This is a genomic window from Bdellovibrionales bacterium (assembly GCA_018266295.1).
Lineage (GTDB): Bacteria > Bdellovibrionota > Bdellovibrionia > Bdellovibrionales > Bdellovibrionaceae > JACMRP01.
In genome coordinates this window covers 1-18,250 of the sequence record JAFEAQ010000011.1, presented here as the reverse complement: position 1 = coordinate 18,250, position 18,250 = coordinate 1, and the positions used below count along the sequence as shown (strand labels likewise).

19 protein-coding genes are annotated in these 18,250 nt (G+C 41.6%); 6 read left to right on the top strand and 13 right to left on the bottom strand.

The window, feature by feature from the left end; genetic code table 11:
• Positions 1-24: 24 nt before the first annotated feature.
• The 10 genes from JSU04_08825 to JSU04_08780 all read right to left on the bottom strand — a co-directional run bounded on the left by JSU04_08825 (position 25) and on the right by JSU04_08780 (position 8,565).
• A complete protein-coding gene (locus JSU04_08825) occupies positions 25-750 on the bottom strand; it encodes a glycosyltransferase family 2 protein (protein MBS1970399.1) in 726 nt (241 codons plus the stop codon).
• Positions 747-1,382 (bottom strand): HAD family phosphatase, encoded by a 636-nt coding sequence (locus JSU04_08820; protein ID MBS1970398.1) that lies wholly within the window; start codon positions 1,380-1,382, stop codon positions 747-749. Before JSU04_08820 ends, JSU04_08825 begins: the two co-directional genes overlap by 4 nt.
• Positions 1,375-2,013: a hypothetical protein gene (locus JSU04_08815; protein MBS1970397.1), complete on the bottom strand. Its 639-nt coding sequence runs from the start codon at positions 2,011-2,013 to the stop codon at positions 1,375-1,377. Before JSU04_08815 ends, JSU04_08820 begins: the two co-directional genes overlap by 8 nt.
• A 6-nt stretch (positions 2,014-2,019) precedes the next feature.
• Positions 2,020-2,739, bottom strand: a complete 720-nt coding sequence (locus JSU04_08810; GenBank protein ID MBS1970396.1) for a glycosyltransferase family 2 protein — start codon at positions 2,737-2,739, stop codon at positions 2,020-2,022.
• Positions 2,736-3,497, bottom strand: coding sequence for a glycosyltransferase family 2 protein (locus JSU04_08805; protein MBS1970395.1), 762 nt, complete (start codon positions 3,495-3,497; stop codon positions 2,736-2,738). The genes JSU04_08810 and JSU04_08805 overlap by 4 nt, the downstream gene beginning before the upstream one ends.
• A 2-nt stretch (positions 3,498-3,499) precedes the next feature.
• Positions 3,500-3,826: a hypothetical protein gene (locus JSU04_08800; GenBank protein ID MBS1970394.1), complete on the bottom strand. Its 327-nt coding sequence runs from the start codon at positions 3,824-3,826 to the stop codon at positions 3,500-3,502.
• Position 3,827: 1 nt separating this feature from the next.
• Positions 3,828-5,909, bottom strand: coding sequence for a hypothetical protein (locus JSU04_08795; protein MBS1970393.1), 2,082 nt, complete (start codon positions 5,907-5,909; stop codon positions 3,828-3,830).
• A 67-nt stretch (positions 5,910-5,976) separates the two neighbouring features.
• Positions 5,977-6,738: an ABC transporter ATP-binding protein gene (locus tag JSU04_08790; GenBank protein ID MBS1970392.1), complete on the bottom strand. Its 762-nt coding sequence runs from the start codon at positions 6,736-6,738 to the stop codon at positions 5,977-5,979.
• 3 nt (positions 6,739-6,741) lie between these two features.
• Positions 6,742-7,560, bottom strand: a complete 819-nt coding sequence (locus tag JSU04_08785) for an ABC transporter permease (protein MBS1970391.1) — start codon at positions 7,558-7,560, stop codon at positions 6,742-6,744.
• A gap of 111 nt (positions 7,561-7,671) precedes the next feature.
• Positions 7,672-8,565 (bottom strand): class I SAM-dependent methyltransferase, encoded by an 894-nt coding sequence (locus JSU04_08780; GenBank protein MBS1970390.1) that lies wholly within the window; start codon positions 8,563-8,565, stop codon positions 7,672-7,674.
• Between the two features lie 132 nt (positions 8,566-8,697).
• Between JSU04_08780 and JSU04_08775 the strand changes: the two genes are divergently transcribed.
• Both JSU04_08775 and JSU04_08770 read left to right on the top strand, forming a co-directional pair.
• A complete protein-coding gene (locus tag JSU04_08775; protein ID MBS1970389.1) occupies positions 8,698-9,663 on the top strand; it encodes a glycosyltransferase family 4 protein in 966 nt (321 codons plus the stop codon).
• A gap of 1 nt (position 9,664) precedes the next feature.
• A complete protein-coding gene (locus JSU04_08770; GenBank protein MBS1970388.1) occupies positions 9,665-11,092 on the top strand; it encodes a hypothetical protein in 1,428 nt (475 codons plus the stop codon).
• A gap of 48 nt (positions 11,093-11,140) precedes the next feature.
• Here JSU04_08770 and JSU04_08765 read toward each other — a convergent pair whose 3' ends face one another.
• The gene (locus JSU04_08765; GenBank protein ID MBS1970387.1) at positions 11,141-12,031 is read right to left on the bottom strand and encodes a hypothetical protein; all 891 of its coding nucleotides are present in this window, start codon (positions 12,029-12,031) and stop codon (positions 11,141-11,143) included.
• Between the two features lie 137 nt (positions 12,032-12,168).
• Entirely contained in the window at positions 12,169-13,443 is a 1,275-nt protein-coding gene (locus JSU04_08760; protein ID MBS1970386.1) for an O-antigen ligase family protein, read from the bottom strand.
• A 113-nt stretch (positions 13,444-13,556) separates the two neighbouring features.
• Between JSU04_08760 and JSU04_08755 the strand changes: the two genes are divergently transcribed.
• From JSU04_08755 to JSU04_08740, 4 genes are all read left to right on the top strand, one after another.
• Complete coding sequence (locus JSU04_08755) at positions 13,557-14,270, top strand: glycosyltransferase (protein ID MBS1970385.1); 714 nt, start codon at positions 13,557-13,559, stop codon at positions 14,268-14,270.
• 41 nt (positions 14,271-14,311) lie between these two features.
• Positions 14,312-15,652 carry an exopolysaccharide biosynthesis polyprenyl glycosylphosphotransferase gene (locus JSU04_08750; protein ID MBS1970384.1) on the top strand — a complete coding sequence of 447 codons (1,341 nt, stop codon included), beginning with the start codon at positions 14,312-14,314 and terminating at the stop codon, positions 15,650-15,652.
• Position 15,653: 1 nt separating this feature from the next.
• On the top strand, positions 15,654-16,625 hold the full coding sequence (gene galE / locus JSU04_08745) for a UDP-glucose 4-epimerase GalE (protein ID MBS1970383.1): 972 nt from the start codon (positions 15,654-15,656) through the stop codon (positions 16,623-16,625).
• Positions 16,626-16,798: 173 nt separating this feature from the next.
• Positions 16,799-17,545 carry a tail fiber protein gene (locus JSU04_08740; protein ID MBS1970382.1) on the top strand — a complete coding sequence of 249 codons (747 nt, stop codon included), beginning with the start codon at positions 16,799-16,801 and terminating at the stop codon, positions 17,543-17,545.
• Here JSU04_08740 and JSU04_08735 read toward each other — a convergent pair.
• Complete coding sequence (locus JSU04_08735) at positions 17,535-17,801, bottom strand: hypothetical protein (GenBank protein ID MBS1970381.1); 267 nt, start codon at positions 17,799-17,801, stop codon at positions 17,535-17,537. The two genes, JSU04_08740 and JSU04_08735, sit on opposite strands and share 11 nt — an antisense overlap.
• Between the last annotated feature and the right edge of the window lie 449 nt (positions 17,802-18,250).

Sequence of the window (18,250 nt, the reverse complement as noted above, 5' to 3'; positions counted from 1 at the left end):
AGAGATAGCTTGGGTTATTATGAGCTACTTTTTTTCAAATTCCTTAATTTTATCCCAAGAATAAAAAGAGTGGTATTCGCTATTTGGAATTTTTAGCGCTACAACCTTCTGTGCCTTTAAAATCATCTCATTTAAAGTTGGAGCGATAAAATAGAGTCCATTGACCTGCGCATCTTTTGAAATACTAGCTTTAGCTGAGTCTACAAAATATTTACCTTTTTTGAAGTAGTAGAATCCGGCAATGGCGTTTTTAGAGATAGGATTTTTTTCAGCTGCCTCTGTTACTGCGTGGTCGCCTTCAAGTTTTACATAAGACCATTGTGGATGTACAGACTCAAAATAAACAACGCCTGCATCAGCGTTCAGTTTTCTAAAATTAGAAATTAGAGTATTCAAATCAGCATCTATTTTCTGATCTGAATTAGAGATGATAAGTTCCTCTTCACCGTTGATATGCTCTACAGCGAGAAGGCAAGTACATGCGGCGCCTTTTGTATTGCCATTTTGTGATACAATTACTGATTGTTCGCTGGTTAACAGCTTTAAAGTGTTATGAATATGGTATTTTTCGACGTCATCTTTATTAACCACAAAGATAAATTGGTGCGCTTCTCTGACCTTTGAAAGGCATTCAACTGTGTGTTGAATAATCGGCTGGCCTTTGACCTCAATCAGCGGTTTAGGGAATTGAGAACCCTCTTCGCTAAAAAATTTAGATTTCCCAGCCATTGGAATTAAAATTCTAATCATTGCTTACCCTCTGCGAGATTTTTGAGACGGTTGTGGATATTGGCGATATTTACGTCGTTTACAGTTTCAATTTTCAATAAATGACCACCGCTTGCGATCGCTGCTTCAATTCCATGTTGGTTATCCTCAAGAATTAAACACTGTTCTGGCTTGAGGTCGAAATGAGTCATAGCCTTGAGATAGATTTCAGGGTTTGGTTTGCCATTTTTAACATCCTGATTGGAAACAATTAAATCAAGATATGGAGTGAGGTCTGCTTTCTCCATCATCAATTCAATAGTTTTACGAATGGAGTTCGAACAAACTGCTATTTTATAGCCTTCCTGCTTTAGCTTAGAGAGCGCGTACTGATGTTTGAAAACTGGTTTACACTTCTGATGAATAAGCTCAAAAGTATATTGCTGTTTAAGATCGTTCAAGAAGCTATGTAGATCTCTAGGTAAACCACGTTCTTTACTGAGCATTTCTAACTTCTTTTTTGTAGGAAGACCATCATAGGTGACCAAATGATCATATCGAGAGATTTCCATGCCAAAAATTGCTAGCGCGCGATTAAGGGCTTCATAGTGCCAATCTTTAGCGTCGATAAGTACACCATCCATATCGAAAAGAACCGCTTTAACTTTACTCATTTAAAAATCCTCTAAATTCCAAAGGGTAGTCTGTGCAAACTTGCATATTTTGAGCCAGATTTTTAGGAATGTCTCTGTATATTTTCTTTAGTGTGTTCCAAAGAGGTATGTGGTCTCGCTTATGAAGCTCTGAAGACACTATACATATTTTCTTATTCGAGCTCAAAATAGTGCGTATATACGCTTCGGTAAACCAAAGGCCATGGAATTGGTCGAGCCAAAAGCCACTAGTTTTTTCATCTACGGCGGAAAATCCTTCGTATTCGCTTAGCCTAGAGTAGCTATTTAATTCTTTTGCTACGGCGACAAGCAGGTCAGGAATGCTGGCATCAAAAAGAAAGTAGTTGGTAATATTATAACGAGATAGGGATTCTTTAAGTAAAGTTTGCAGGCCGTCGGCCTTGATGTTTAAAGCCAGTGGAACCATAGATATTTTAGGTAGAGAAAAAAAATCTTCCGCCAGCATGATGTTTTTGTCGTTCACATCATGGGCGACAAATAAACGTCCTTCTCGATCTCTAAAGTCCGTTTCAATCCCAAAATCATTATCAAGTGCTCTTTTAAAAGCGACAAGTGTGTTCTTTTCTGAAGGATCTATCCAGTAGCCTCTGTGAGCAAGTATGTCGACCATGTGATTTTAGTAATTCTCTCTTCTAAGTTTCAGTAATAATCTAAATGATTGAAAATAAACTTTCATTCTTTTCCCAGACCAGCTTGAAACACCTTCTCGGCGAGCGTGAAACATTACTGGAAGTTCATAGACAGCTGTGTTTTGCTGTTTTGCAGTTAACATCATTTGGGCATCAAAAACGAAAGTATTGATCTTTGTGCCATGGATTTTAAAGTAAAGACTTTTGTTGAAAATTTTTGGAAGCGCATTCAAGTCTTTAGTGTGAATTTTTAGAATGAGATTTGCTAGAAAAGTGTAGACGAAGCTAACAAACTGAATACTAATGCCATCATAGCGTTTAGCTCGAAAGCCTTTTACTAAAAATTCTTTTTGCCCATTTTTTATCATATTTAGGCAAGTTTCCCAGAGAACGACAACGTCACTAGGTGCGACTTGTAAGTCTCCAGGAATAAAACCAACAAAATTGTTTTTACTCTTTTCGATACCGACTTGGATGCCACCACCATAATTTAGATTTCTATCGAGATGTACGTTATGAATCCAAGGTCTTGTTTTGGCAGCTTGATCTATTAGATAACCAGTTTGATCTTGAGAACCATTATTCACCAATATGAGCTCGAAGTTCTCACTGAGTGAGAGCCCGCTGTTTTGAATGCTCTCGATGAGAGACGGAATGTTTTTTTCTTCATTCCAAAGGGGAATAACGAGACTCAGGGATTCAGTCATCGAGATATTCTTTCAATCGCCTTTTGAGAGATATTTGAAGCTAAGAATTTATTCAGATCGTCTGGAATACCAAGCCCGTACATACCGTCAAACTCAGACCCGATATTGTAGATAGAGATTTTTTGGCCTTTTTCAACGAGCTCGTTGTAGACAGGGGCAACATAGAATTCATTGTTCACGCGAAGGTTTTTATCGATCATCTGCTCAGCATACTGTACGAAATCTGAACCATGTTTAAAGTTATAGATACCAACAGTTGCTTCATTTGAAATTACTTTTTTCTCTGCAACTTCAGTGACAAGAGGTCCACTCATTTTTACAAATGACCATTTAGGGTCATCCGCGAACATAGTCATGATCAAACCATCGAGTTTCTCGCTCGACATTTTTTTCAAATAGTCATTAATGTCAAAATCGATCCATTGGTCGCTATTAGCAATCATGAGTTGGTCTTGGTTATTAATATATTCTTTTGCTAGGAGGACGGTGCAAGCGGCGCCTTCAGTAACTGCCGTTACTGGAACAATAATAGATTGCTTTCCAGCCCAATCTTTGAGTTTTTCATTCAGGCCATATTGATCAATGTGCTCTTTAAGGGCTAGGAAGATAAATCTGTGATCTTCGCTTGGGGTCAGGTTTTGAATTACCAAGCGAATCATAGGGATGTCGTGAACGCCGATAAGAGGTTTTGGAAGAGTATAGCCTTTTTGTGCGAAACGACTACCACGGCCAGCCATTGGAATTACGATATTGATCATGATTAGTTCTCCACCAGGTATTTGTCATTTTGAGAGCTTGGGACTTTTACAACAACAGTAATAGTGTCTTCTAGAGCCTCAAAGTCAGTTGCTTCATTTGGTTGAATTTCGATAATGGCGCCGGCCGCGTAAGTGATACTATTCATTTTCACTCTACCGCTTGCTATCATCGTATATTCTGTCGAAATTTTATGAAGATGCTTTCCTTCTTTATCGCCAGCTTTGTAGTATTTTACTGCGACTTCAAAATCTTTAGAGTGAAAAACATTGGGCTGGAAATCGCCAATGAACCATCCTTTTGTCATCTTACTGATATCGTATGTATTCATTTTAATCCTTATCTAAATACCTGATAGCTTTTATACTCAATATTTCATAGTCATCGGGCTGGACTTTTAAAGCTAAGTTTTTATTACACTGGTTGTCGGGCGGTAGCACCCTTAAATCCAATGTAAGGAGCTTCTCTTCAGCAGCTAGCTCAAAGCTAAAATTAATCTCTTTCTCAAGCGATATTGATATCTGAGAATTTGTATTATGTCTAATAGGGGATAGTTTAATCTCCAATAATTGATAGCGGCTCCAAGGGCAGGAGTTAGGTGAATTTGGAAGCTGTGCGTTTACTAGATTCTGCTGTTTTTCTATTTGGAGTTGTACCGCTTCATCAGCCATTTCTGAGCTATATTTGCTGGTCGAAAATGCATATTTTTTAGATAAATCATTTAAATAATCTTCAGAACAGTTGTGATTGATGTCATTTATGAGCTGTTTGCTCTTGTTGATATCAAATTTAATGTCTGCATTGTTTCCAGCTGCTGCAATATCAAACCAAGAAGGCTCGTATCCTAACCAATAATTACCTGGGTTTGCCCCTCTCATAGGGGCAAAAATATTAGCAGATGCGTAATAAAAATAGGCAGGTGGCCAGGGGAGCTCGCTAACGCATTTTGCAGCGGCCCATTGAGAGGAGTTTGCCAGATTAATGTCGGCGAGATGATTCACACGCGTTGAGAAATGGAGTGAATAGTACATAAAGACGACCAATATACCAACAAGGGTTTTTTTAAAGGTTTTTTTGAGTTTTTCACTCGTGACTCTTGATAGTGCCAGAGCTAAAAAAAACAACACTCCGGCCCAAGCCGAAATTCGGTACCAGTCGTTTTGAATCGCATACGATGTATATCCATGCATTCCCGTATGAGAGATGGAACCCATTCCTCTTTTTACAAAAACGACGGCGAAGCTCAAAAAGGCAAAATTGTATGCATAAATGAGATACTTGTTCTTGAAGGCAAAACCTACAAGGTAAACGAGAGCACAAAGAGCGACTCCCGATCCAAGAAGAAACCAAAAACGGTTGAAATCTTGCTCGATGTTAAAGCCTCCTCTAAGCAGAAGACTGTCGATAACAGAAAGGAAAGGCCAAACGAATGGGCGGAAAAAGTTTTGCTCATAGCCGTGTTCAAGTCCGTTTTTAATCCAGAGCAAATTCGTAGTGAATTTTGGCGTATATACCTTATATGAGATAATGCGAGTGATGGTGAAAATACCCAGGCTTGCGGTCGACGCGACGAAAACATTTAAATTTCTTTTAAAATTAAAATCTTTGTCGAAAAATGTCTTAAAAATAAAATTAAATACTGCGATTGAGGCTACAAATATGGGGTAGACGAGGCCAGTGGTCCAAGAGAAAAAACTCAGGCACGAGAGGAAGAATATGTATGCTAGGTGTTTCCGTTGAGGTTCTTTGTCTTCTAAAAATCTTTGACTGAAATAAAGCGTGAAAATGCCAAAAATAGAACTAAGAGCGATGGCATTTGTACTGATCCAAAATAGAATACTGCGATAGCCAGGATATGAGATCAGCAACAGAGTGAAGAGCAATGCATAACCTGTTTTTAATTTTGAAAGCGAAAAGTAAAGAGCCGTCGCAGAAAGTGCCATAATAGTGGCACCGATAAATGGTAAAGTGGCTATACCAAAATAAGTGCCAAAAGCCTTGAGGTTCAGAAACTGAACTAAACGCCAAATGGGAGAAACGTGGTCAACAAATGGAATGAAAAGACCATCGAAAAAATGACCTCGGATAATTGCTAAGTAATGATAATAATCGTCTTGGAATAGGTAAGGCTGAATGAGCCGTTCGGCATAAAAAAGACTAGTTAGGCCCAGTGCTAGGCTAAAAACTCTGAGGAGTGGGCCCTTATTGCGACGACTTAAATATAAAAACAAAGCAAAGGAGCCATAGCATACACATCGTTGTGCAAAGCTGAGGACTGAGATCTGAGGCCTCGGCAGCTGGAGCAAAAATTTATATAAATTTACTTCATTAAAAATGATGAAGACTATGAATAAAGCGTATAGAAGAGAGGTCGAATTTCTAATGCAAAAATTCGTAATTTTTTGAAAACTCATAGGAATTCAACAAATCTAGTCAAAGAATTTGCTGAACGCAATGCCTATTAAATATCTCGCGTGATGATTATTGGATCGTATTTTTTAAGTATAGATCAATAGCTTCTTGAGTAGGGCCTAAAAACTGTATTTCGCCTTTATTCACGACAATGGCTTTATTGCAGAGATTTTTGATCATGTTTAAATCATGAGAAACTAAGACAATAATTTTGGCTTTATCTAAGATTGCGTTCAGCCTTTTTTGTGCCTTTTGAATAAATACGGCATCTCCAGCACTGAGCATTTCGTCGAAAACAAGAACTTCCGGCTCGATCATTGTTGCGATTGTAAAGGCAAGACGTACCGACATTCCGGAGGAATAGTATTTTATGGGGGTGTCAATAAAGTGGCCCAGCTCAGTAAAATCAATAATTTCTTGTTCTTTTGCTTGGATTTGCTTCTTTGTAAATCCGAGCATATAGCCGTTTAAATAGATATTCTCTCGTCCTGTGAATTCTGGGTCGAATCCGGCACCTATCTCAATCAGTGGCTGAACATGGCCATGAACAATGATCTCACCTGAGGTTGGCTTTAAAATTCCAGAAATGACTTTAAGAAGAGTGCTTTTCCCAGCTCCGTTAAGTCCAATAATTCCGAGTCTGTCGCCCTCATTAATCTCCAAATTGATATGATTTAAGGCATGCAATACATCTTTGCGCTTATCGACGTAAGAGCGTCGAGAAAGCAAATTGACTATGTATTCTTTGAGATTGTTAGTTCGATCGTGATGAAGATCATATACGAGAGAAACATCATTTAGTTTTATGGAAACCGGAGTGTGATTTTGCATAATCTAGAGCTTAAATACGATTCGATTATCGAATTTTTTAACGGTTAAAAGGCCAACGATAAGACACACAGCTGAAAAGCTGAAGCCGAAAATATAGTAATTTATTGGTGCCGCCGCCTGTTCTAAAAGAGGCATTCGAAACATTTTTAAGAAGTAATAGACTGGGTTGTAGTAGATGAGCCAATGGTAAGACTGAGGAATCATTGTTTCGTCATAAACAATAGGTGTTGCAAAGAAAGCGGCCTGCACAACAACAGGGATGATATGAATGAAATCACGGAAATATACGCTTGCGACACTAATAATGCACGTAAGTCCCAAAAGCGCCATAGCTGCAAGGATCACCGGTACGAAAGAGAGAAAAACATAAAAAGATGGAGTAAACTTACCAATTATAAGACCAAGAACAATAAGTGACGTGCCCGACAGGAAGAAGTTAACGACTTCTATACTCACGACATTCATTACAAATGTTAACTTAGGAACATAGATCTTTTTAATGAAGTGTTCATTGGCAATAAAGATCGTTGGTGCTTTGTTCAAAACTCCGGCAATAATCGCAAAAAAAAGTGCCCCTGAAAAATAATATACGAAATAGTCGGGTCTTCTTTGAGACATTAACAACGTAAAAACACACCCAATAAGAATGTAGTGGAGCATAGGTGCTAAGACGGTCCAAATGAATCCAAGAGAGGACCTGCGATAGCGCAGCTTCAAATTGGTTGATACAAAAGCTAATGTAACGTAACGGAAACGGTAGGCTTCACTAATCTCAGTCTTAATTTGATTATATATTGATGTATTTAAACCCGATTTGACCATTGGGTTGGAACTCTCAGTTTGATTTTTCTCGGAGGCAACTTCGAGCTGATAATAGTGTTACCTGGTACGGAGTATCAATAAAATAATAAGGGCTGCCGCATTTTTAACAAATTAAAGCTTTTCTCCCACATACTGGCCGGGCAGAAGAGACAATTTTGCGAGTGGTTGAAAAAGCCAATGGTTGTTTGCAACGACACTTGCTGCAAAATAATACATGATCCTAAGAAAATACTTAAAACCAGCGGTTCCCTTTAAAGGATTATAGCGGTCTGATTTAAGCTCGAGTGCAATTCTCACAAGTGGCCTTAAAAACTGAACAGATGGAAATGTGTCCACCTTTTGAAAACCTGCTCCTTTGAGCATTCGAGAATACTCCCAATTGAAATAGGCGTGCTCATTTCCGCCGTAGTGTCCCATTTCCTCGGGATGAGTTTCCAGGCGTCGATACCACGCGCTTTTATTGACCCAAGGCTTTAGCTGAATTTCTGAGCTTAAGAAGACTTTTCCATTTGGTTTAAGCATCAAATATGCTTGATGCAAAGCAATGTCAGGATTGTCGCAATGATGGAGGCTAGAGTTGAAAATCACTAAGTCAAAATTGGATTCATTGAGCTGACCCATTTCTTCAGCAACACTGCAGACTGGGGTGATATTGAGTGAGAATTTATTTTTTATTTGAGCTATGAGCCTGCAAAAGTCTTTACTTGGTTCAATCGAGAAAACTTGATGTCCAAGCGATGCTAGATACACCGAAGACTCGCCGCGTCCAACTCCAATATCTAATATTTTAAGTTTTTTACCTGGATATTGTTTTAAGAACTCAGGGTATTCAATATATGCGTTGGAGACCCCATCTTCATAATATTCCATCGGTGACTTGCAGTTTTCTACAAAGAAAGAATGGTCTTTTGCAAATGAGGCGTTTGCTTCATTTTCTCTCGCGACGCCGGCACTAAATCGCTGAGATAGATACTTAATTTGATGATCGATTTCAGAGTTAACCATAAATCCTCTTGTAAGCAAAAAGTAGTTTTATGATGGGAGCTTAAGCTGGTGTCGTCAATCAAGAAAGAATGTTGCGCCAGCGCAACTCTATGCATACATTTAGTTTTTTAATTTACTAAGCGCGGGTATAAAATGTCCTCAATTTTAAGAGTTATCGGAACAACAAAAAAATACGGCGGGGACCTTTATGAGGATGAGCTTGAGGCAGCTCTGCAGCAACAGCATACGGTATCTACTTTTAATCCCGTAGACCCTAGTTTAGGAAAAATCGCAGGCCTGCCAAAATATATCTATAATCTTAAGAAAATCCAACGTCTAGGGATGGAATTTGATTATGTTTTGCGGCCAATGAATCATACATTCTTTATTGGACCAGAACCGAAGCAAGTTGTTATAGCCTACCATTTTGATACAGCTTATTCGCATCCGTTGGTGAAGTTGCATCATTCTTGGGGCCTTCAATCGATGATCTCGAGCCGAAATAATATTCACAAGATAATTGTAATTGCTAAATATTGGCAGGAATTTTATTCCGGACTCGGTTTTAAAAATATTGAGCTGCTTTATTGTAGTTTTGATCTGTCACAGTTTGAAATTTCTGACAATGAAGTTGATGCCTTTAAAGAGCGCTATCAGCTGCATGGTAAAAAAGTGGTCTATATTGGAAATGCACAGAAGAAAAAAGGTGCTGACTTGGTTTACGAAGCGCTTAAAGATACAGACTATTTCTTAATCACCTCAGGAAATAGTGACATCGACCTTCCAGTTCTGAATTTAAAACTGAAACATCGTGATTATTTGTGCCTGATGAAGGCTGCGGGTCTTGTTGTTACATACTCGCAATTTAAGGAAGGCTGGAACCGCGTGGCACATGAAGCGATGCTGTTAAAAACTCCAGTCATTGGTTCTGGATCCGGCGGCATGGGGGAACTCCTTGCCGGAGGAGGGCAGGGAATTTGTTCAAATCCTGCGGATCTTAAGAAAACTGTTGATTTGCTGTATGGAAATAGAGATCTAGGAATTCAGGGATATGAATTTGCTCGGCAGTTTACTATTGAAAAGTTCAATGCCCAGGCGCTAGAAATATTTAAGTCCTGAAATGTCTAATCTAACAGGCACGAGTATGTATTGGAAAAAAGTTGTTACCTTATGTTTGTGTGTCCTCACTCCTTATCTATTTCTGGGATTTTTTAACTTTCCTAGTGCAGATGATTTTACTTATGCGGTCCCAATGCTCCAAAAAGGCTTTTGGCAAGCGCAAGTTGATTGGTACACCCAATGGTCTGGCAGGTTTGTTTCAACAGCGGTCCTAAGCGTAAGCCCGATAACTTTTAAGTCCTATGTAGGCTACAAGCTCATTGGCATAACCACATTTTCTTTTTTGTTCGGTGTCTGCATATGGTTTTTAAACTCTTTGACGATAAATCTTTTAGATAGAAAAACAAGTTTGGGATTTTCGATTTTAGTTACGACAGTTTTTTTGTCGGAGATGCCGAGTATTTCTGAAGCATTTCATTGGTATGCCGGAGTTGTGAACTACACTTATGCATTTATTGTATTCCTTCTGGGAATAGGTCTTTATCTGAGAGTGAGAAAAATTTCGATTGTTAATGGCCTCGCTCAAGTTCACTTAGAAGAAAAAAAATGGATTCTTGCGTTTATGCTTTCAGTTATTTCCTTCTTATTGGCGGGATTTAACGAAACTCTGGTGTTGGTTTGGCTTTATTTTATTTTTGCTATCGAAATATTTTTTGCAAAAAAAATGAAACGTATTGATGCCGCTTTGTTGTTTCCTTTTTTTGTGGGTCTTCTCAGTTTTTATTTTGTCTATAAAGCTCCAGGGAATGCTGTTCGTTCGTCTCAATTTCAAGGAAATCATGACGTTCTCTTTACTCTTTTTAGACCGTTGGGGCTTTTTTTTGAGATTTTCATCAGGTATCTGAAAATACCGTTGTTACTTTTCCTTTGGTTGCTGATTCCGGAGATCGAAAAGGTGAAGGGGAAAGTGCCTACAGGTTTTTACACTAAGCAAACTCGTTGGCTGACTTTATTTTTCTTCTTAAGTTTGGTTTTTTTATTTTTGGCCCCTGCTCATTGGGCTATTGGAGGGGCGCCGCCAAGAAGGGCGATGAATATTCTTTGCTTTATATACGTTCTGTTCACTCTTTGCATGTATTGCCAGTGGATTTGGGCAAAGAACGGTCAGTTCTTATCTTTTTATCAACGTTTGCCAAATTGGTTAGGAAGAAATACTCAAGTAGTGCTTTTGTTATTAAGCTTTTTTGTGGTCAGCAATCATGGGGTTGCTTGGGCAGATCTTTTATTTAGAGCTAGGGACTATGCTTTGCAACAACAAGAGAGAATCGATGTTCTAGAGAGTGCGAATCCTAATTCTGAGATAGTATTTGAGCCACTTCGGCAAAGACCGGAGACTTTGTTTTTTTCAGAGCTTGAGAAAGATCCTACCGATTGGATTAACCAATCGGTAGCAGGTTTTTACAGAGTGCGTTGGGTAAGAATTAGATGAAAAATATAAAGACGCCTGTAAGGCGTCTTTATATTTAAAACCTATCTACTACTGATAGTATTCCTCAACAATGATGACGCCGTCTGCTCCGGCTCCTCCTGTGAATCCACTTGTGCCGGAGCTACCAACAGAGCCGCCGGCACCTACAGCATAAGTATAAGATGAAGCTGGGGTAGAAATAGTGGCTTCAATGTATCCACCTGCTCCACCTCCGGCAGCTCCATTTGTCGCATTCAGAGCTCCAGCACCTCCGCCTCCTGATCCTGTGTTGGCCTGAGCGCTGACGCCTTGGCTAGAGGCTGCAGCACCACCTCCGGCGCCTCCGAGTGGAGAGGCTGCTCCGCCGCCACCAGCAGCTGACACATTAGAAATATTTGATTGAATCGCAGCACTTCCATAGCCGCCAATTCTGCCGAATCCATTGATCCCTCCAGGGACAGAGACGCTGCCACCAGAGCCTCCTGGGCCGCCATTATGAGTGCCTCCATGTCCGCCGTTAGCTGTGAACAAAGATGGTGTTGCTATTGGGCCGAACGAAGTTGCTTGCCCATTTCCACCGTCTCCACCGGTTGTTCCTGTGCCAACGCCAGCGCCTCCGCCGCCTCCACCTACCATGCGAATTTTTAGATAGAGCGGTTGTCCTGTTGTATTGAAGGTAGAGCTTGAGGTTGAGGTGAGGACCGTAACTTTAGGCGGAGTAAATGTCGCAGTACTTGCACTAAAAGGTTGCCAAGCAGATCCATCATAGCCTTTGAATGCCCCATCGCCTGTATCATAGATAATGTCTCCGGGCTGAGCATTTGAAACATTACCCTCGCCATTAATATTCGGAGCAGAAAAGCCCGAACCAATCATCGGTCGATAAGGGCCTGCGTTCGCAGAGAGTGCTATTAGACCCATAGCAATCATAAGAGTCGTTTTACCAAAAACATTTTTCATACAGTCATCCTTCCTTAGATGTTTTGTTGAATTGGTAAAATATTAATTTATTTATAAACTAACAATTATTTTAAAGGCGCGCGCGATGTGTCCGGACCTTTTGGCGGAGGGGCATCATGCTGAGGTTTTGTGCAAATTTAGGGAAGTGCTTTTTTCTGTTTGGTTTCTTGCCAGAGCCAAAGGCCGATCGCCCACATGAACATAATCGCGAAGCGAACTTTGGAGTGTTCAAAGTTTGATTCAGTCAGGCTCCCAACTGCAAAACAGATCTGCCCGCCGAGAGCGCCAAGAGCTAAACCTTTATAAAATAAATTCTCTTTTGGGATTTTTAAAAAAGCGACTAGGGTCATCACTGCCATAGTTCCTAAGAGTCCTAAGTAGCATAGCAGTCCGAGAACCCCAGTTCCCGCTAGCAAGTGTAGATATTGATTGTGGGCATGCCCGATGAATTGATCTTTTGGAAGCCCTTGCTTTTCATAGTACTCGTGAAGATGAAATTTATTTTGACCATAGCCGGTACCAAACCAAGGGTGATCTTTGAAAATCATCAGATTGGTTTTCCAAAGAACCACGCGTTCAGAGTCATAAGTTTGCTTTGCCGTGCTGGCATCGGCAATTTTTGCTGTAAAGTCCACGCGGTTTTTGACTGAAGGAACCGCAAAATACAAAACCGCAGCGCCTAGGCTGCAAGCGATGATAGCGATGAACCCGTTTCTAACACGCCATAAAAAGCTAATTGCAATCACGGACACAAAAGCAGCAATCCAAACTCCACGCGTGTAAGTCAGGAGTACCGATAAGCCAAGCACGATGAGTGTGCATAGATAAAACAATCTCTTTTTGGGTGGCAAAGTTTTGCTAATTTCAAAGAATAGTCCCAAAAGAGCACAAAAGAAAATTCCGTAAGAGTGGGCATATGTCATCGAGAACTGAAATAGCCCTCCTAAACGAACATCATCCGTCGGCGTCGCATTTTGTACCTGAAGAAAATAATCTACAATCGCGTAGGCAGAGCAGAGGAGAACGGCCCCATTGAACCACTTCATAGAATCTTCTTTAAATTTCGCGAGATGAAGTCCGCCCACCATAAAGTACAAGATGAAGATCCACTTAAACTCAACAAGCCGAGCCATCCAAAAATTTTCAGGAGTTTCAGGAGGAGGAGGTCGATTGAGCGCAAAGCCAATTGCACATACCACAAACCACGCAAGCCAGAGCCAATCGAAACCCATTTTTTGAACAGCCTGAAAGTCACGGTTTTGCTTTTTAGCCATAAGCCACTGAAAAGCTAGATAAAGGCATAAAAGCGTGGAAAACAAATCCATCAAGCTTTGGGAAACCAGGGTTGAAATCGCAAACAGAAGCAAAAGAATGCCGGTGACGTGAGATATTTTTGCTGAATTCGTAGACATTTTTAAATCCTAAGCCGTGAAGTCTTGTGAAGCTGATTTTGGTCTAGGCAATTGCGAAGTTCAACTGCTAAGATCAACAAGTCATCGCCTTAATAACATCGATAGAGAGCCTTATGATTGTTCTTGTTGTGCCATGTTATAACGAAGAGAAACGCTTGGATCTTGAAGCCTTTGAAGAAGGTGCTCAGGGGGAAATGCAGATTGTTTTTGTCGACGACGGGTCTAAAGACAATACCGTTCAGATGATTCAAAAATTCATCCAGGGGAAGTCAAACCTTCACGTCCACCGTTGTCCTAAGAACGGTGGTAAAGCGGCCGCAGTTCGTGAAGGCATGCTGCATGTTGCAAAACATCCGACTTTGTCAAAAGCCGATTGGGTAGGGTTCTGGGACGCTGACTTGGCGACGCCTCTTTGGGAAGTTCCTAATATGGTGCTCTATTCGAAAATGTACTCAGAAAAAGTCGATTCTATCTGGGGAAGCCGCGTGTATCGCCTTGGTAGTAAAATTATACGTTCAACAAAACGTCACTATCTGGGGCGTGGGTTTGCGACGGTTATAGGGATTCTCCTTAAGGTGGAGTCTTATGACTCCCAATGTGGGGCAAAGCTCTTCCGTATGGAGCATGTTGAAACTGCATTCGGTGAAAGCTTCCTCAGTAACTGGATTTTTGACGTCGAGATTATGCTGCGTCTTAAAGGCAAACTTCTGGTGGAATACCCTCTCCGTAAATGGGAAGACGTACCAGGCTCTAAGGTGAAGGTTTATAAAGAAATTCTGCGTGTTTTCCGTGATATTTTGAAGATCCGTAAGAAGTATTTGGGCTAACAGAGCTTGCATTGTTCGCCGCATCCCATTAAATTCGGTCTATGCTAAAGATTAGGCCCTCGCTGACTCCAAAATCTAAATCCCTCATCATGCTTTGGGATGCCTTTGTCTTTTTGGCTATCAGTGCATTGGTTTATTATTTGCGTATTGGAGCCATCGACTCTGCCGTTCTCGAAACGCGTGGGCTTTGGTTTGTTACTTTTCTGACGCTTTCGGGTCTTTATATCTTTGGCTGCTATGATTTGGACCGTGATCTCAAGCCCTGGACCATTTTATTTCGCCAAGCGATCGCAGTAGTCATCAGTTTTATATCAGTTATCTTGATCAACTATTTGCTGAGTAAAGATCGTACGGGCCTCTTTGGGCGTGGTGTCCTATTAGGTAGTCTTTCAGGTTTCTATATAGTTTCGGCCGTTTACCGTTTGGCTCTGATGAAGTCTTACCAACAGATTCGGGCAAATGCGGATTGGCTTTTCGTTGTGAATGATAAAATTCACCAACAGCTTCTGCAGGATCTGAAAAAGAACTCTTTTGCAGGCAAAATTACTATTCTTGCCCAATCTCAGTGGAAGGAGTTGCAGATACAACTCGAAAAAGTTTGGCACTCCCTTGTGATTGCAACGACTTCTCAGGAGTTAAATCAGGAGCTTGGACCGACTTTAATGCAAGCACGCTTCTCAGGACAGTTTGTGCAAGATCTTTCGCTCTTTTATGAGAACACTTGGAGAAAAGTTCCGATCTACTATCTTGAGCATGATTGGTTTGTACTTTCTGAGGGCTTCGGCCTTGTTCACAACCCCGTAGGGCTTCGTATTAAGCGTCTGGCTGATGTTTTCCTGTCCTCGCTTTTGTTATTAGTAACTTGGCCATTCATGCTTCTAACCGCCATTGCGGTGAAGCTCGAATCCAAAGGTCCTGCAGTCTATAGCCAGGTTCGTACGGGTGTTGATGGCGAAGATTTCGTGATTTATAAATTCCGCTCAATGCGCACTGATGCTGAGAAGGATGGCGCGAAATGGGCCAGCACAAATGACTCTCGCATTACTCGCGTCGGTAAGTTTATCCGCCTGACACGTTTGGATGAACTCCCTCAGCTTTGGAATGTTTTCCGCGGTGATATGAGCTTCATCGGTCCTCGTCCGGAGCGACCTGAATTTAATAAAGAGCTCGAGAAACAAATTCCATTCTACAATCTTCGCCATCTTGTTCGCCCTGGAATCACAGGATGGGCTCAAGTGCTCTATCCTTATGGGGCCAGCGTTGAAGACTCGAAAGAAAAACTTCAGTACGATCTTTTCTATATTAAAAATTATTCTCTCTTTTTGGATTTCATCATTGTTTTAAAAACCATCAGCGTCGTGGTTTTAGGACGGGGAAGATAGTATGAAAGTGCTTGTCACTGGTGGAGCTGGTTACATTGGCTCCCATACAGTTCAAAAACTGATCGAAGCAGGACATTATCCGGTTGTCTTTGATAACTTGTCGACAGGGTTTCGAGTTGCAGTACCTGAGAGTGTTCCTCTCGTTGTTGGCGATGTCAGAGATATGGCACTCGTCGCTAAAGCTTTGCGTGATCACCAAATTGAAGGCGTTATTCATTTCGCTGCAAAGTTGGTAGCACCGGAGTCTGTGGAAAAGCCTCTAGAGTACTATGAGAACAATGTGCTCGGAACGATTCGTGTGCTTGAGGCTTGTAAGGCTGCCGGTGTTAATAAGTTTATTTTCTCTTCAACAGCAGCAGTTTATGGAAATCCCAAAGAGTTTCTTGTAACTGAGGATGTGCCGACGGCACCGCTGAACCCGTATGGCGCCAGCAAGTTGATGTCAGAACGAGTGATTCAAGACGGAGCGAATGCTCACGATCTTCGCTATGTGATTCTTCGTTACTTCAATGTGGCAGGGGCTTCGTTGAAAGGAAATAACGGACAGCGAACTGCGGGGGCCACAAGCCTGATTAAAGTTGCGGGCGAAGTCGCCGCTGGCAAAAAAGATCATGTTGAAATTTTTGGTACTGATTATCCAACCCCAGACGGCACAGGCATTCGTGACTATATTCATGTCGATGATTTAGCAGATGTACATGTGCTAGCGTTGGAATCTTTGAATCAAGAAAGTGCTTCTCATATTTATAACGTCGGTTACGGCCACGGCTTTTCTGTTCGTGATGTAATCAGAGCGATGCAAAAAGTTTCTGGAAAGCAGTTTGCCGTTAAAGAGGGCGCTCGTCGCGAAGGGGATCCTGTCGGCTTTGTTGCTGATTCTACCAAGGCGCAAAAAGCGTTTGCTTGGAAACCTAAGTGCGACAACATCGATCTCATCTGTAAAACCACCTTCGAGTGGGAAAAAAGTCTTTAAGCTCTTAACTTTCTAAATACTTTTATAAATTTCAGTATGCCTATGTTGTTGAAAATATGGGCATGCTGCGTTTGCGAAAAAACGTCTAGTTTTTCGAACGCTCTAAAATAAACATTGTTAGTTTATAAACACGTTTATATGTTCTCCTGACAAATCTATTTCAAGGAGGATTTATGAAGAAAATTATAATGATGTCTGCAGGTCTTTTGATTTGTAGTGGAATCGTGCTGGCAAATCAGTATGGCGTTAAGAGCTTAAACTTTGGTGCGCCAACTGTGAAAGATGTGGATCAGGTAGCTGATGCTCACGATGGCGATATCGTCTATCAAAAGCCAGATAGTGGTCCAAAAACACCGGGCTTGTGGGCAAGAATTAATGGTGCTTGGATTGAGTTACTGAGCAGTGAAGCTTCAACTCCTGCGGGTGTGATTTCTGCGTTTGGCGGTACGACGGCACCAGCAGGATATTTGCTGTGCAATGGCGCTTCCTACAATGCTGTTGATTATCCTGAGTTGGCTCAAGCTCTCTGGGATCCATCAACGTTAAAGTATGCATATGGGGGTTCAGGGACTTACCCAACCGGCACATTCAACGTTCCAGATTTAAGAGGGCAGTTCTTGCGAGGTGCAACGTCAGACGCAACAAAAGATCCAAACTATAGTTCTCGTTCGGCAATGAATAGTGGTGGAAACATTGGCGCTTCCGTTGGATCTATTCAGGCAGAGGCATACAAGTCGCACTCTCACTATATTACAGAGGGTTCAAATGGTTATACAGGAACTGGCGGATTTAACAATGTTGCACAATTTTTGAATAAGCCTGGTAATGGTGGTGTTGGTGGCTCAGTTTACACCGCGGCTGATGGTGGCAGTGAAACTCGCCCTAGAAACGCCTACGTCAACTTTATCATTAAGTACTAGTATCAATGAAGGGGAGCTGAGGCTCCTCTTCTTTCTCATTCAACCACGTCAGTATTTTCTTCGGGCCAAAGATCAAACCCATATTATCGATCACTGGCACTTGCAGATTCACCCGGCCTAGGAGGCCGCGTAGGCTGCTGAATTCGTAGTCTTCCGCGCGCGAACACATTCCCGCTTCGACGGGGTTTCGGTAGATGTACTTGTAGGCTCGCTTGTAGTACTCGGCGCTCAGGATGGACTCGCAGTATAGCGGCACTTCCAGTGCGTCCCATGTGCAATTGCAGAGCGCACTCAGATGCTGGTGGAATTCCTCTGCTAGTGCGCGCTCCTTCATCGAACGGGTGGAGAATAAAATATGAAAGTGCGTGTCCATTAGCACGAAGGCGTGGGCGGCGAGGTCGCTGCGGAATTGGATGTTGTTCAGAGCTTGGCAGAAGATTTTCCAGCGCTCGTGGGGCTTTGTTGTCCGCCATGTCCGGGGGCTCAGTCCGGAATTTAGATGGAAAAATCGTTGATCGCTCTGAAATCGACGGGGCTTTAACATCCTCTCACTCAAAGCAAACCCAATACCATCTCGGGTTCTCCTCAAGGCAAGGTCGGGCTTCTGAAGTGTTCTGGCACGACCTTACCACATCGACCGCAATAAACTGTTCGATAGTTAGTCCTAGGCCCTGTCAAAGACCTGTAAAGATCCGGTAAATATTC

Coding starts and splice junctions, on each gene's coding strand:
- JSU04_08790 (MBS1970392.1), bottom strand. CDS start 6,738: ATGCAAAATCACACTCCGGTTTCCATAAAACTAAATGATGTTTCTCTC.
- JSU04_08755 (MBS1970385.1), top strand. CDS start 13,557: ATGATTGTTCTTGTTGTGCCATGTTATAACGAAGAGAAACGCTTGGAT.
- JSU04_08825 (MBS1970399.1), bottom strand. CDS start 750: ATGATTAGAATTTTAATTCCAATGGCTGGGAAATCTAAATTTTTTAGC.
- JSU04_08795 (MBS1970393.1), bottom strand. CDS start 5,909: ATGAGTTTTCAAAAAATTACGAATTTTTGCATTAGAAATTCGACCTCT.
- galE (MBS1970383.1), top strand. CDS start 15,654: ATGAAAGTGCTTGTCACTGGTGGAGCTGGTTACATTGGCTCCCATACA.
- JSU04_08780 (MBS1970390.1), bottom strand. CDS start 8,565: ATGGTTAACTCTGAAATCGATCATCAAATTAAGTATCTATCTCAGCGA.
- JSU04_08765 (MBS1970387.1), bottom strand. CDS start 12,031: ATGAAAAATGTTTTTGGTAAAACGACTCTTATGATTGCTATGGGTCTA.
- JSU04_08815 (MBS1970397.1), bottom strand. CDS start 2,013: ATGGTCGACATACTTGCTCACAGAGGCTACTGGATAGATCCTTCAGAA.
- JSU04_08805 (MBS1970395.1), bottom strand. CDS start 3,497: ATGATCAATATCGTAATTCCAATGGCTGGCCGTGGTAGTCGTTTCGCA.
- JSU04_08750 (MBS1970384.1), top strand. CDS start 14,312: ATGCTAAAGATTAGGCCCTCGCTGACTCCAAAATCTAAATCCCTCATC.
- JSU04_08740 (MBS1970382.1), top strand. CDS start 16,799: ATGAAGAAAATTATAATGATGTCTGCAGGTCTTTTGATTTGTAGTGGA.
- JSU04_08760 (MBS1970386.1), bottom strand. CDS start 13,443: ATGTCTACGAATTCAGCAAAAATATCTCACGTCACCGGCATTCTTTTG.
- JSU04_08770 (MBS1970388.1), top strand. CDS start 9,665: ATGTCTAATCTAACAGGCACGAGTATGTATTGGAAAAAAGTTGTTACC.
- JSU04_08775 (MBS1970389.1), top strand. CDS start 8,698: ATGTCCTCAATTTTAAGAGTTATCGGAACAACAAAAAAATACGGCGGG.
- JSU04_08810 (MBS1970396.1), bottom strand. CDS start 2,739: ATGACTGAATCCCTGAGTCTCGTTATTCCCCTTTGGAATGAAGAAAAA.
- JSU04_08785 (MBS1970391.1), bottom strand. CDS start 7,560: ATGGTCAAATCGGGTTTAAATACATCAATATATAATCAAATTAAGACT.
- JSU04_08800 (MBS1970394.1), bottom strand. CDS start 3,826: ATGAATACATACGATATCAGTAAGATGACAAAAGGATGGTTCATTGGC.
- JSU04_08820 (MBS1970398.1), bottom strand. CDS start 1,382: ATGAGTAAAGTTAAAGCGGTTCTTTTCGATATGGATGGTGTACTTATC.